12 protein-coding genes are annotated in these 11,826 nt (G+C 61.2%); 10 read left to right on the forward strand and 2 right to left on the reverse strand.

From position 1 onward, the window contains the following. Positions 1–55 precede the first annotated feature (55 nt). The 6 genes from ACO59D_RS06160 to ACO59D_RS06185 all read left to right on the forward strand — a co-directional run bounded on the left by ACO59D_RS06160 (position 56) and on the right by ACO59D_RS06185 (position 6,747). Positions 56–430 (forward strand): amidohydrolase family protein, encoded by a 375-nt coding sequence (locus tag ACO59D_RS06160; RefSeq protein ID WP_485126225.1) that lies wholly within the window; start codon positions 56–58, stop codon positions 428–430. A gap of 13 nt (positions 431–443) precedes the next feature. After that, a complete protein-coding gene (locus ACO59D_RS06165) occupies positions 444–1,766 on the forward strand; it encodes a hypothetical protein (protein ID WP_485126226.1) in 1,323 nt (440 codons plus the stop codon). Next, positions 1,763–2,869: a neutral/alkaline non-lysosomal ceramidase N-terminal domain-containing protein gene (locus ACO59D_RS06170; protein ID WP_485126227.1), complete on the forward strand. Its 1,107-nt coding sequence runs from the start codon at positions 1,763–1,765 to the stop codon at positions 2,867–2,869. The genes ACO59D_RS06165 and ACO59D_RS06170 overlap by 4 nt, the downstream gene beginning before the upstream one ends. Before the next feature lie 236 nt (positions 2,870–3,105). Beyond that, positions 3,106–4,560, forward strand: a complete 1,455-nt coding sequence (locus ACO59D_RS06175) for a PTS transporter subunit EIIC (RefSeq protein WP_485126228.1) — start codon at positions 3,106–3,108, stop codon at positions 4,558–4,560. Between the two features lie 485 nt (positions 4,561–5,045). Beyond that, complete coding sequence (locus ACO59D_RS06180) at positions 5,046–5,717, forward strand: DUF3800 domain-containing protein (RefSeq protein WP_485126229.1); 672 nt, start codon at positions 5,046–5,048, stop codon at positions 5,715–5,717. 661 nt (positions 5,718–6,378) lie between these two features. After that, complete coding sequence (locus ACO59D_RS06185; protein ID WP_485126230.1) at positions 6,379–6,747, forward strand: VOC family protein; 369 nt, start codon at positions 6,379–6,381, stop codon at positions 6,745–6,747. Positions 6,748–6,780: 33 nt separating this feature from the next. Here the strand turns inward: ACO59D_RS06185 and ACO59D_RS06190 are convergent, their stop codons facing one another. Then, complete coding sequence (locus ACO59D_RS06190) at positions 6,781–7,374, reverse strand: DUF2798 domain-containing protein (RefSeq protein WP_485126231.1); 594 nt, start codon at positions 7,372–7,374, stop codon at positions 6,781–6,783. Between the two features lie 420 nt (positions 7,375–7,794). On the opposite strand from ACO59D_RS06190, the gene ACO59D_RS06195 reads away from it, so the two are divergent. Beyond that, on the forward strand, positions 7,795–9,003 hold the full coding sequence (locus tag ACO59D_RS06195) for an MFS transporter (RefSeq protein ID WP_485126232.1): 1,209 nt from the start codon (positions 7,795–7,797) through the stop codon (positions 9,001–9,003). Between the two features lie 129 nt (positions 9,004–9,132). On the opposite strand, the gene ACO59D_RS06200 is transcribed toward ACO59D_RS06195, so the two are convergent. Continuing rightward, positions 9,133–9,999, reverse strand: coding sequence for a DeoR/GlpR family DNA-binding transcription regulator (locus ACO59D_RS06200; RefSeq protein ID WP_485126233.1), 867 nt, complete (start codon positions 9,997–9,999; stop codon positions 9,133–9,135). A gap of 282 nt (positions 10,000–10,281) precedes the next feature. Between ACO59D_RS06200 and ACO59D_RS06205 the strand changes: the two genes are divergently transcribed. The 3 genes from ACO59D_RS06205 (at position 10,282) to ACO59D_RS06215 (ending at position 11,800) form a co-directional block, all read left to right on the forward strand. After that, positions 10,282–10,986 carry a transaldolase gene (locus ACO59D_RS06205; protein ID WP_485126234.1) on the forward strand — a complete coding sequence of 235 codons (705 nt, stop codon included), beginning with the start codon at positions 10,282–10,284 and terminating at the stop codon, positions 10,984–10,986. A 9-nt stretch (positions 10,987–10,995) separates the two neighbouring features. Further along, positions 10,996–11,451, forward strand: a complete 456-nt coding sequence (locus ACO59D_RS06210) for a PTS sugar transporter subunit IIA (protein WP_130811072.1) — start codon at positions 10,996–10,998, stop codon at positions 11,449–11,451. A 73-nt stretch (positions 11,452–11,524) separates the two neighbouring features. Then, positions 11,525–11,800: a PTS sugar transporter subunit IIB gene (locus ACO59D_RS06215; RefSeq protein ID WP_130811071.1), complete on the forward strand. Its 276-nt coding sequence runs from the start codon at positions 11,525–11,527 to the stop codon at positions 11,798–11,800. Positions 11,801–11,826 lie beyond the last annotated feature (26 nt).

Below are 11,826 nucleotides of genomic sequence, written 5' to 3' on the forward strand. Positions count from 1 at the left end.
CGGTGTCGGTCGAACAAATCAGTCTCTAGGTCTTGACTTCATATAGCTGGTCTCCATGCTGGGTGGTGGCTTCTTCGCCATCCAGCAGATGCTGCTACCCCACGCGAGTAAGCGAAAGGATGCCGTCGAGCGCTTCAAGACGGACGATGGCGAGCTGGCCGAGCGCCTGCGCAGTCACGTGTACTTCGAGATGTCACATGCCCAGCCTTGGGGCAGGGATGCCCTGGAGTGCGCCATCAGGGTCATAGGCGCCGATCGCGTGGTGTTCGGCACGTCCTATCCCGTGCGGCGTGAGTGGTTGCTGGACGGATCCTCGTTCGTGCGCGACCTGGACATATCCGAGGTTGACAAAGAGCGAGTGCTGGCCGGCAACGCTCAGGAGCTTTACGGCATCGGCGGGCAGAATGCGTCCATCCTGCCATACGATTGAAGGGAAGAAGAGCATGCTGCTGGCTGGTGGGGGCAAGGCCGTGGTGGACCTGGACGGGATCCTTCCGTTCGACGGGTTCGGCTCGGTGCGCGACTCCCTCTGCGCACGTGCGTTGGTGCTGGATGCGGTGCCCGGGGACGGTGCGCAGCGAGTGTGCATCGTGGTGCTGGACGCAACGTCCATCGCGCCGGATCTGATGACCTCTCTGCGTGCCGCAGCAACGACGGCCTCCGGCTGCACGGGACCGCATCTGTGGGTGTGCGTGTCCCACACGTTTAGCGCCCCACACGTGCGAACCCCCTCTCACCTTGCGGATGATGCCCAGCGCGGACGCAACCTAAGGCTGCGTGACGCGTACGGGCTGGCAGTGACCGCTGCCGTGAGGCATGCAACCGCATCGTTGCGCGAGGTCACGCTCGGCTGGGGTACGGCGTCTACCACGGCCAACGTCAACCGCGACGTGGAGACGCCTGCCGGTTGGTGGCTGGGCCGCGATCCAAACGGCTTTTCTGACCATGGGGTGCGAGCGCTCGTGGCACGCGACGCGAGCGATGGGGGCGTTGTTGCCACGCTCTTCTCGGCAGACGTGCAGCCCTCGGTGCTCTGTGGATCTGCAAGCAACGATGGGCTACATGCCGTGTCTGGCGACATTGCGGGAGAAGCCGCTCGCGCGCTGGAGGAAGGGCTTGGCGGAGTTGCCATGTTCCTGGTGGGCACCGCCGCCGACCAGGCACCGGCAGAGCAGGCCGTTACCGTGTGGGTCGCTGCTGATGGCTCCCTGGAGGCGCACGACGCACGCGATGAGGGCTTCTCGATGGTGTCACGTGTGGGTGGCGAGCTGGCCCGGGCCGCCCGCGCGGCTGCCGATGTCGCGCTTGCTGCGCCGGCTCTACCGGGCGTGGGGCCGATTGCCGAGTGGCACGAGGCAACCTGTCCTGGCCAGGTGCGTGCCGATTTCCACCAGCTGGCCCCAGCTAGGGAGTTTGCCTTTCGGCCGGCAGGGCCCGTGCCTACGACGGTGAGCGTCTTGGGCGTGGGCAACCTGGTACTGGTGGGACTGCAGCCTGAGGTCCCCAGCCTCCTGGGGTCAAAGCTGCGCAGGGCCGCGGCTGAGCAGGGCGTGCAGCTTGGCGTATTTACCCTGGTAAACGGTGGGGCCAAGTACTTGCCCGACGATGAGGCATACGACAGGATTACCTACGAGGCCATGAACTCTGGGTTTGGACGCGGGTCTGACGCTGCGATTTCGCGCGACGTGCTCGCCTCGGCGCAGAGCATGGCCGCACGCCTGGCCGCACAAGCCGGGCGCACTGGAGAGCAAGGAGATTCCAAATGAGAATCGGTCATGCGAGAAGAGACCTGACGCCCGAGGGGGACATCTACCTCATCGGCTACCGGGACCTGCCCAATAGGCTGGAACCCGCCACAGGTGTGCACGATGACGTGTTCGGCAACGCCCTCCTGTTCCAGGATGGCGGCCGCGAGCTGTTCGTGTTCAGCGCGGACGTTCTGGAGTTTGAGGAGGCGATGGCCGAGGACGTGAAGACAGTTCTGGCCATGCGCTACGGCATCGACCGCGACTGCGTGTTGCTGTGCGCTACGCACGATCACTCGTCGCTTGCCATGTATCACCGCACTTGGTGGACGGGCAAGTTCGATCAGCGCTACTACGATTGGATGGTCCAGACAATCTGCGACTGCCTTGAGGAGTGCCGCGCCAACGCCCAGGAGGCCACGGCCTGGATGGGCAAGCAGGTTGTGACGGGCTTCTATGACAACCGTAACGTGCCCGGCCGTCTGGCAGACAACGAGGTGATTGTGGTTCAGTTCCGCGACGCCCAGGGGCACCCATTCGCAGGCCTGGTCAATTGGGCCGTGCATTCGGCATGTGCCGGTCCGGACTGCACGGAGCTCACCAGCGAGCTGGCAGGTCTTGTAAGCAAAAAGCTGGAGCCTGCCTACGGTTACTTTCCCGCCATGGTGGTGGGTGCCGCGGGCGACTGTAGCGACAAGAACTTCCGACAGGGGCGCGGCATTGACGAGGTGGAGCGCGTTTCCAGTGGGCTGGCGGAGGCCATCGCCCGCATAGAACCCATCACGCAGGTGCCTCTCGACCGCATGGTGGTGCAGACCATGTACCACACCGTCGCGCATGATGACTTTCATCTGGACTTGCGCTGTGAGGTCATCTCGCTTGGAGGGTTTCACCTGTTCGTGTTCCCCAGCGAGTTTGGGGGCGACTTTGGCATTCGCATGCGCGAGGAGTGCCCGGTACAGGGTTTGGTGTTTGGCTACACCAATGGGTACCACGAGTACTTCCTGCCCGCATGGGAGTACGGCCTGTCGTTTGAGACGGCTCACACCGAGGTTCCCAAGGGCGAGCCTGAGCGCATCTGCGACAAGTTCGTGCAGGCCTCCAAGCTTCTGGGTGGCATCTAGGGCTGCCCCTAGTCATTCAGGATGCAATAACAGAATAAATAGAAGTAAATACAGAATTGCAATGGAATAAATAGCTTCGTAGACTTGTACTCAGAGGGTGGGAGAGAGGCAAGACCCACCACAAGGCACTTCGTCAAGGGTCCAAAGGCGATTCTCCCAAACGTCGACTACGGGAGCCACAACCAATCGGCCACAAGACAACCGAACAGCATGCGCTTCTCAATGAGGAGGGAACGATGAGGTACCAGGCTCTCTGCGAGACCATTATCGAGAAGGTTGGCGGTAGGGACAACGTCAAGGACGTGAGCCACTGCATCACACGCCTGCGCTTCCACCTGAAGGACGAGTCCAAGGCCGACACCGAGGGGCTTAGGGCGACCAAGGGCGTCATCGACGTGATTCAGGCCGGCGGCCAGTACCAGGTCGTGGTTGGCGCCACGGTGGACGCCATATACCAGGACCTTGTTCAGGTTGGCGGCTTCCAGGAGAATGCCGAGGTCCAGGACAACCCAGATGCCGAGAAGGACCTCGCAAGGGGCAAGAAGAAGGACCCCTTCACGCGCCTGCTGGGAGTGATCTCCGAGATCCTGCAGCCGGTGTTGGGCGTCCTGATGGCCGGCGGCTTCATCAAGTCGCTCCTTGCCCTCGCCTCCGTCGCGGGGTGGCTTGCAAATGATAGCTCCACCTATGTGGTGCTCTCCGCCATCGGTGACTCGGTGTTCTACTACTTCCCGCTTATCATCGGGTGGACTTCCGCCAAGAAGTTCGGACTCAAACCCGTTATGGGCATGGCGCTCGGTGGCGTTCTCGTGTACCCGACGCTCGTCGCGCTCACCGGTGTGGACCCGCTCTACACGATTGGCGCCGGCACAATCTTCGAGTCCAAGGTATACGGTGACATCTTTGGAATTCCCCTGGTCATGCAGGCATATTCCAGCACCATCATCCCGGCGATCTTCATCGTGTGGGTAGCGGCAAAGTTCCACAAGTGGCTCATGGGCGCCCTGCCTGCGCTGGTCGCGTCGTTCCTGGCTAACATCATCACCCTGTTCGTTTGCGGCATTGCCGGTCTCGTCATCATCGGTCCTGTCACTACCATTCTGTCCAACATCGTTGCCGCAATCATCATGGCACTCATCAACTTCCAGCCTGCCGTCGCCGGCTTCGTTATCGGCACCTTTTGGAGCTTGCTGGTCATGTTCGGCCTGCACTGGGGCGTCATCCCGCTTTGGTTCCTCGACGTGGCCACCTATGGCTACGACCCGATTAACCCGCTGGTCTATGCAGGTGGCTGCGCCATCGTGGGTGCCTGCATCGCCATCATCGCCCGCACGAGGAGTGGACAGGAGAATGCGGATGTCAATGTTCCTGCTTTGATCTCCTCTGTCTTCGGCGTGAACGAGCCTGCTCTGTACGGCCTGCTCATCCCACGTCCCAAGGCCATGTGGGCGACGTTTATCTCCGCTGGTGTCGGCGGTGCCATTGCAGGCCTCTTTGGTGCCAAGCTGTACTCCTTCGGTGCCTCCGGCCCGCTTGGCTTCCCGAGCTTCATCAACCCTGCTGGCATCGACACTGGCTTCGTCGGCCTGGTTGTCTCCGGTATCGTCGCGTTCGTCTGTGCGCTTGTGGCGGTTATGGTTATCGGCGTCAAGAAGGAAGAGGGGAAGGGCTTCACCCTCAAGGTGGAGTAATGCCTCTCGTCAGCAAGCGCCGGCTGGTTCGTGCGTGGGCGGGGTGCGCCGACTTCCCGGGCACCCCACCCGTTCCTCATGGCCGCGCGCAGTCGGAATGCGAGGAATGGGCTCGCCGGCGCGAAGGGAGTGGGCGCCATGGTCTCGGGTTCCAAAGTGCAGAACTTATTAGTGCGTCCTTACGGGGAGAGGCCCTCGAGCCTGTCCTGTCCCCGGCATTGAAACCCGGGCGCTGCCCGGCCAAGGCTGCCAAGTGGGAAATGCCACATGCAGAATAATCACGGAGATTAAGACATGCCTGCAGGTCAGAGGTAATGTTTTCTGAAAACTGCTGCGGAAGTCAGGTTCTGACCGTGTGGGTGGATGGCGACCCCTCGACAGCGCCGCCCGTCCGTGGTATAAAGTGATTGGCTACTGCCGCGCAAGCGGAGGGCTACCAAGTGCCGGGGACGTTTTCCCCGGCTCTTTTCGTTTTGGGAGCGGTTTTGAGAGAGCTCAGCATCTTCATCGACGAATCTGGAAGCGATGGCCTGGACGCCCCATACTACATCCTCGCCCTCGTCCTACACGAGCAGGGCAACTCGCTCGACAGCGAGATTGCGCTCTACGAGCGGTCGCTGCGCGAGAGGGGCCTGCCGGACATCCCGGTGCACACGACCCCACTGCTCTACCGCAAGAAGGCCTACGAGGGCATGGACGAGGAGACGAGGAAGCGCCTGTTGTCGTCTTTCCGCGTCTTCTTCCGCCACCTTCCCATCCGGCATGCGTGCCTGACGCTCGACACCAAGGGCTTCACCACGCCGGACGACGTGACGGTCGGCATGCGCCGTGCGCTCGTGGAGTTCATGTTCGACAACATGGTCTACCTGCAGGGCTTCGACGACATCAAGGTCTACTACGACGATGGCCAGCGTTCGATCGCCCGCGCGATTCACGAGGCAGCGGACTACGCGCTCTCCAGGAACGCGGTCATCTTCCGCAAGGCGTCGCCCGCCGACTACCGCCTCGGGCAGGCGGCGGACTACATCTGCACGGTCGAGCTCGCTGCCCTCAGGTACCGCGACAAGCAGACCACGTCAACCGACGAGAAGTTCTTCGGCTCGCGGGCGCAGTTCAAGAAGGGCATCCTCAAGGAGGTGCGCGCGAAGAGGATGTAGCGGTCCCGGTACGAGCCTGAGTATGATTCGTACCAGTATGAGACCCAGTCTCGGAAGGAGCAGTTTCCACAAATCTCTGACCAGAGGAAACGCGAGTGCGGAGCCAATCTCCCGCTCCCCGTACATTACTGAGGTGGAGTAGTGCCTCTCGTCAGCAAGCGCCGGCTGGTTCGTGCGTGGGCGGGGTGCGCCGACTTCCCGGGCACCCCACCCGTTCCTCATGGCCGCGCGCAGTCGGAATGCGAGGAATGGGCTCGCCGGCGCGAAGGGAGTGGGCGCCATGGTCTCGGGTTCCAAAGTGCAGCACTTATTAGTGCGTCCTTACGGGGAGAGGCCCTCGGGCCTGTCCTGTCCCCGGCATTGAAACCCGGGCGCCGCCCGGGGTGTCAGATGGCTTTGCACTTGCCGCCGACCTTGCTCATCGTGGCCTCAGCGGGGCAGTGGAAAATCTGCCTACCCTGGGCATCTCGCTCCTTCGTCATGGTCTGTCTCCAGATGACATTCTCTGTCTCCAGATGACATTCCGACATGGCCCAACACTTGGGATTTCTCGATAGATAGTACTGTATGGACAGGTAGTAGGTCTTAAGATTCAACTAGTAATGACATCCCTGCGCATAAGGAGCGCTCGGGCCATGTCAGACGCCAAGGGAGGAAAAACATGCAGGCCAAGTTCATCCACCGATGCACGCACGTGCTGGACAAGGAGAAGACCATCGCATTCTACGAGAAGGCCCTAGGCTTTCACGTGGTGAGGGAGGCGGGCCCCGCGGACGGCTCCTGGACCAACACGTTCATGCAGAACGACGCGTCCCCCTTCCAGCTGGAGCTCACCTGGAACCGCGGGCGCACCGAGCCCTACGCCAACGGGGGCGATGACACCCACATAGCCTTCGAGGTGGACGACTACGACGCCTACCACCGCCTCCACGAGGAGATGGGCTGCATCGTGTTCGAGAACCACGCAATGGGCCTCTACTTCATCGCCGACCCCGAGGGCCAGTGGATTGAGGTTCTGCCGGCGAAGTAGTGCGGCTCGTCGATCGTCGAGAGGGCCAAGCGCCTAGTCCTGCGAGTTCGCCTCAGCGTACTCCGGAGCAAGGCCGGAGTGGGGTTCGTGCTCGAGCTCCACCCCGGCCGTACGGCCCTTCATGCCCACGCGGCTAAAGAGCCTCTCGAACGTAAGCCTGGATACGGGACCTGCCGCAAAGAGGTTCCAGAGAAGCGCCATGGGGAAGTTCTTGATGAGTGTTCCCACCCAGGTGGCAGGCAGCTGCACCACGGGCATACCGCCAAGGATCACGTTGAAGAGGATGGATGCAACAAGGCTCATCGTGGGGCACATGATGAGAGCGGTGCAGCAGGAGCGAACGGCGCCCTGGACGAATGCGCTGTCACGTTGGGGGTCCACGAGCTTCTCGGCAAGCGCCGCTCCGCCGCGCGTGCCCCATAGGTTCGAGAACAAAAAGACGAAGATCCACATGTAGGCTGCTTCGAACAGGGCGCCGAGGAACACGTCGTTCGTCATGTTGGAGAAGCCCCCGGGCATGGTTGGGATTCCCATCTTCCATGCCACGTTGTAGACCTCCATTCCATAGGCCATGGTGACGGACATGAGAACCCCGAAGATGGCTCCCTGGATACGGTTCTTTGGCATTCCTGCTCCTCTCCGCCCAACCGCCTGTCGCGGTACGGTATGCAGCAAAAAAGCGTGCGGCTGCCCGCGATGGGCAACCGCACGCTTTGCTGACTACACTTTCTCGCTGCTCCTGGTGGCGTTGTGTGGCATCTGGTCGCAGCAGCTTTGCGCTACACGCGAGAGATACCTTAGCACCGCGTGGGGGATTGGGGACAAAATCAACACGGTTTGGGACGGCTGGTTGCCGAGAGGGCTGTCCGTGCGTCCACGCCCCTCGAACGCATTTCTCGGCTATAATCGCCTGCGTCAATGAGCTGCCCCACGGCGTAAGTCCAATTGATGGCTTCGCCGCCCAGCCGTGACGCATTCCGTAATGACAATGACCCGCGGTGCCTTCCCTGCTGGACGGACGTCTCAATCTGTCTAGGAGGGATCTTTTTGTCAGAACAGAACAACGCGAGCGTCCAGGCTGGGGCCCAGCCCAAGCTCTGGACGCGGGATCTCGTGCTCATCATCCTGGTGAACCTGTGCGTGTTCACCAACCACATCATGAGCCTGTCCACCTTCCCGTTCTACATCCAGAGCCTTGGCGGCACCGAGGCCGTTGCGGGCATCTGCGCCGCGGTCTTCTCGTTTATCGCCGTGGTGATCCGCCCCTTCGTGGGGTGGTGGCTTGACAACGGCGTACGCAAGGCCGCGCTGGTGCTGGGCCTTGTCCTCATGGGGCTCGCGCCTCTTGGCTACGTCATGGTGCCGACGCTCTCGGTGGCGATCGCCTTCCGCATGCTGCACGGCGTGGGCCTGTCGTTCTCCAACTCGACCACGGCGACCGTGGCCTCCGATGTCATCTGTCGGCCGCGCTTCGCCGAGGGCATGGGCTACTTCGGCATGGCCACGGCGCTTGCCTCGGCCATCGCACCGGCGCTGGGCCTCTCGCTCATGGAGGGTCTTGGCTACAACGTGCTCTATGGCGTGGCGGTAGCCATTGCCGGCTTGGGCCTCGTGCTCTTCGCCTTTATCCGCGCGCCGAAGGTCGACGTGCCCAAGAAGAGGCTCGATCTGCGCACCATCATCAACCGGGACTCGCTGCCCGCCACAGTGACCATGCTCGCCTTCATGCTCGCGTTCGGTGCGCTCGAGAACTTCGTGGCGATCTTTGCTGCGGAGAACTCCCTGCCCTCGGGCTCGATCTACTTCCTCGTGATGTCGGCGATGCTCCTCCTCGTGCGCATTACGCTGGGCAAGCTCGTGGACGAGAGGGGCGAAGCCGCCTTCGTCTACACGTGCAACGCGGCCATGCTCGTGGCATTCCTGCTCCTGGCGTTTGTGCCCAGCACCGCGGCCTACATCCTCTCGGCGGCGCTCGCCGGCTACGCGTTCGGCGGCCTCGAGCCGTCGCTGCAGTCGATGGCCGTCCACACGTCAACCGACGAGACGCGCGGCTCGGCCAACTCCACGTTCCTCTGCGGCTATGACATTGGCTACGGCCTGGGTGGCGGCATGGCCGGGTCCCTCATCACGGGGATGGGCTACCCGGCCATGTGGGCCGTCATCTCCCTGGCGTGTGTGGCGAGCGTGCTCGTCTACGTCCTGTGGGCGCGCCATTCTGACACGTCGTTCACAAAGATGCTGGCCAGCCGAAAGTAGGCACGTGACAGACTTGGCCGGCGTGTTGGTGTCCTAGGCACAGGCGTGCCGAAATGTAGAGGAAGGTATGCAGGCCAAGTCCGTCCGCCGTTGCACGCACGCGCTGGACAGGGAGAGGGCCATCGCGTTCTACGAGAAGACCCCGGTGGGGTTCCATATGGTGTGGGAGGTGGTCCCGCGGACGGCTCCTGGGCCGTCAGACGCCGCCTTGCTTGCGATGACGAGCTGCGGGGCGTGTGCCGATTTCTTCAGTGCGCCCGAGAGGTACCCCTCTTCGTCGGAATCTGTGATGACGACGTCGTAGTCGTCCAGCGCCGAGAAGCGATAGAAGCTTGTGCGACCAAACTTGCTGGAGTCGAGCATCATGACGCTTTGGCGTGAGTTCGCGATGTACGTCTGCTTGATCGTCATGCTGAAGTCGTGCTCGACGGTGAAGCCGTGGTCCCTGTGGAAGCCGTCACAACTCAGGAAGGCCCTGTCGGCGTAGAGCTTTGACATCGAGTCCAGCGTCATGGCACCGGCAAGGTAGAGGTGCTCCTTGCGCACCTTCCCGCCCAAAAGCATGACTTCGGCGTTGGGGAGGTTGAAGCTCGCGAAATGAGCGATCGAGAGGTCGCCCGTGATTATCGTGATGCCCTTCTTGCCGACAAGGTGGCGTACGAACTGGTAGGCGGTGGTGCCGATGTCGGCAATTATCACATCGCCGTCTTCGACAAGCCCTGCCGCAGAACGCGCGATGCAATCCTTGGCTTCGACATTGAAGTTGATGCGCTCCTCTGGATAGCTCATGAGCATCGTGCGAGCCAGAGAGACGGCCCCGCCGCGGACCCTTCTGACCCTTCCGGCAGACTCCAGCGCGATGAGGTCGTGCCGGACGGTGACGTCAGAAACGCCAAACCTATTTCGAATGTCGCTTACGGCTATGCTTGGGTTTGAGTCAAGCCATTCGAGAATGAACGACTGCCTTTCCGCAGGGGAGGATTCCTCAGGGGGCACCTGTCATCAGTCCTTCCGTTTGCCGATGAATTGGCCCGAGGTCTCTCAGGTTAAACTCATCATATAGTTTCGATATCGAAAGTAGTGGGTTATCGCACCTCAAAGCATAGATAATACCGTTCGCGACGTATAACAAGCCGTATACAGATTATATCACGTTGAATCAATCACATTCTTTTCATCTGTGTAGACTACACCCTTGTAATTGAAGTTCAGAACATAAACGAATAGATTACAAACAAAAGTCTGAACTTCATGCAGCTCGGGATGAGAGGCGGAAGCATGAGCATCAAGGTCTTTGCGGATGGAGCAGACATCAAGGGTATGCTCGAGATGTATCGAGAGGGCAACGTCCAGGGCTTCACGACGAACCCCTCTCTCATGAAGAAGGGTGGAGTGTCGGACTACCGCGCCTTTGCCAAGGAAGTGCTCGCCCAGATTACCGACCTTCCCGTCTCCTTCGAGGTCTTTGCCGATGACCCCGAAGGCATGGAGGCGGAAGCCCGCGAAATCGCAACGTGGGCGGACAACGTCTATGTGAAGATTCCCGCCCTCAACACCAAGGGTGAGTCCACCAAGGAGCTGGTGCGCAAGCTGTCGAATGACGGCATCAAAATCAACGTCACCACCCTCTTTACAAGCGAGCAGATCGCCGACTTCATCGATGCGGTGTCATCCGACGTTCCGTCGATCATCTCGATATTCGCCGGTAGGATTGCTGACACTGGCGTTGACCCCATGCCGACGGTCGCCGATGCCGTGAAGCTTGCCGCGCCCAAGCCCCTGTGCGAGATTCTGTGGGCCAGTACGCGTGAGCTGCTCAACATCTTCCAGGCAGAGTCCGTGGGGTGCCAGGTCATCACCGTGCAGAATTCCATCCTCGCAAAGCGCAGGGACGTGGGGAAGGACCTCTTCGAGTACTCGCTCGACACCGTGCGTGGCTTCAGCAAGGATGCCCAGGCTCTGGGCTTCCGCATCCTTCCGTAGGTGATTGGGATGTTGAAGGACCTACTCACCCCTGAGGTGATTCGCTGTCATGCCCACGCGGCTGACTGGCGAGACGCGGTGCTGCAGACCGGGGCCCTGCTCGAGGCGGCGGGAAAGTGCGATCGCAGCTACACGGAGTCGATGGTCTCCTCAATCGAAAGGCTCGGCCCGTACGTGGTGCTTGAGGAAGGCGTGGCAATGCCCCATGCCCAGTCCAACGGGAATGTCTCCGACCGGGGCATTTGCATCCTCACGCTCGATGAGCCCGTTCGGTTTGGGCACGAGGATTACGACCCGGTGAGCGTCCTCATTGGAATCTGCGCCCCAAACCCACGCGAGCATCTCGACTGCCTTGCCGAGCTTGCAAAGATCTTCGATGACGAGGAGGCCATTCCCAAGCTTGCGGCGTGCGAGACGCCAGGCGACGTGATTTCCACGTTGGAGCCCTTTTTCAGGGAGAGCTGAGGGACGGTTTGGGGAGAGCCGAGAGATGGACACGCGGCCCGTGCGAAAGTGGGCCCGAGGGAAAGGAAGAAGCATGCACATCATTACGGTCTGCGGTAACGGTATCGGCTCGAGCCTGATGCTCGCCGGCAAGGTACAGGAGATTTGCGATGAGGAGGGCATCTCGGCCGACGTTGAGTCGATGGATTTGAACGGTGCCACCTCGGCGAACCCCGACCTTTTCATCACCGTGAAGGAGCTTGCCCCCGAGCTGCACGGCAACATCGTGATTGTCCGCAGCTACGTGAACAAGAAGAAGATCCGCGAAGATGCCCTCGAGGCAATCAAGGAGGCTGTGGCCAAGGCCTAGTCGGGAAAGGCCCTCGGGATTTTGCG

The organism is Tractidigestivibacter sp. (assembly GCF_057241865.1).

What these genes read in the sequence shown, in the direction of transcription:
- ACO59D_RS06210 (WP_130811072.1), top strand. Translation starts at nt 10,996, where the DNA reads ATGTTGAAGGACCTACTCACCCCTGAGGTGATTCGCTGTCATGCCCAC.
- ACO59D_RS06160 (WP_485126225.1), top strand. Translation starts at nt 56, where the DNA reads ATGCTGGGTGGTGGCTTCTTCGCCATCCAGCAGATGCTGCTACCCCAC.
- ACO59D_RS06170 (WP_485126227.1), top strand. Translation starts at nt 1,763, where the DNA reads ATGAGAATCGGTCATGCGAGAAGAGACCTGACGCCCGAGGGGGACATC.
- ACO59D_RS06165 (WP_485126226.1), top strand. Translation starts at nt 444, where the DNA reads ATGCTGCTGGCTGGTGGGGGCAAGGCCGTGGTGGACCTGGACGGGATC.
- ACO59D_RS06185 (WP_485126230.1), top strand. Translation starts at nt 6,379, where the DNA reads ATGCAGGCCAAGTTCATCCACCGATGCACGCACGTGCTGGACAAGGAG.
- ACO59D_RS06190 (WP_485126231.1), bottom strand. Translation starts at nt 7,374, where the DNA reads ATGCCAAAGAACCGTATCCAGGGAGCCATCTTCGGGGTTCTCATGTCC.
- ACO59D_RS06175 (WP_485126228.1), top strand. Translation starts at nt 3,106, where the DNA reads ATGAGGTACCAGGCTCTCTGCGAGACCATTATCGAGAAGGTTGGCGGT.
- ACO59D_RS06205 (WP_485126234.1), top strand. Translation starts at nt 10,282, where the DNA reads ATGAGCATCAAGGTCTTTGCGGATGGAGCAGACATCAAGGGTATGCTC.
- ACO59D_RS06215 (WP_130811071.1), top strand. Translation starts at nt 11,525, where the DNA reads ATGCACATCATTACGGTCTGCGGTAACGGTATCGGCTCGAGCCTGATG.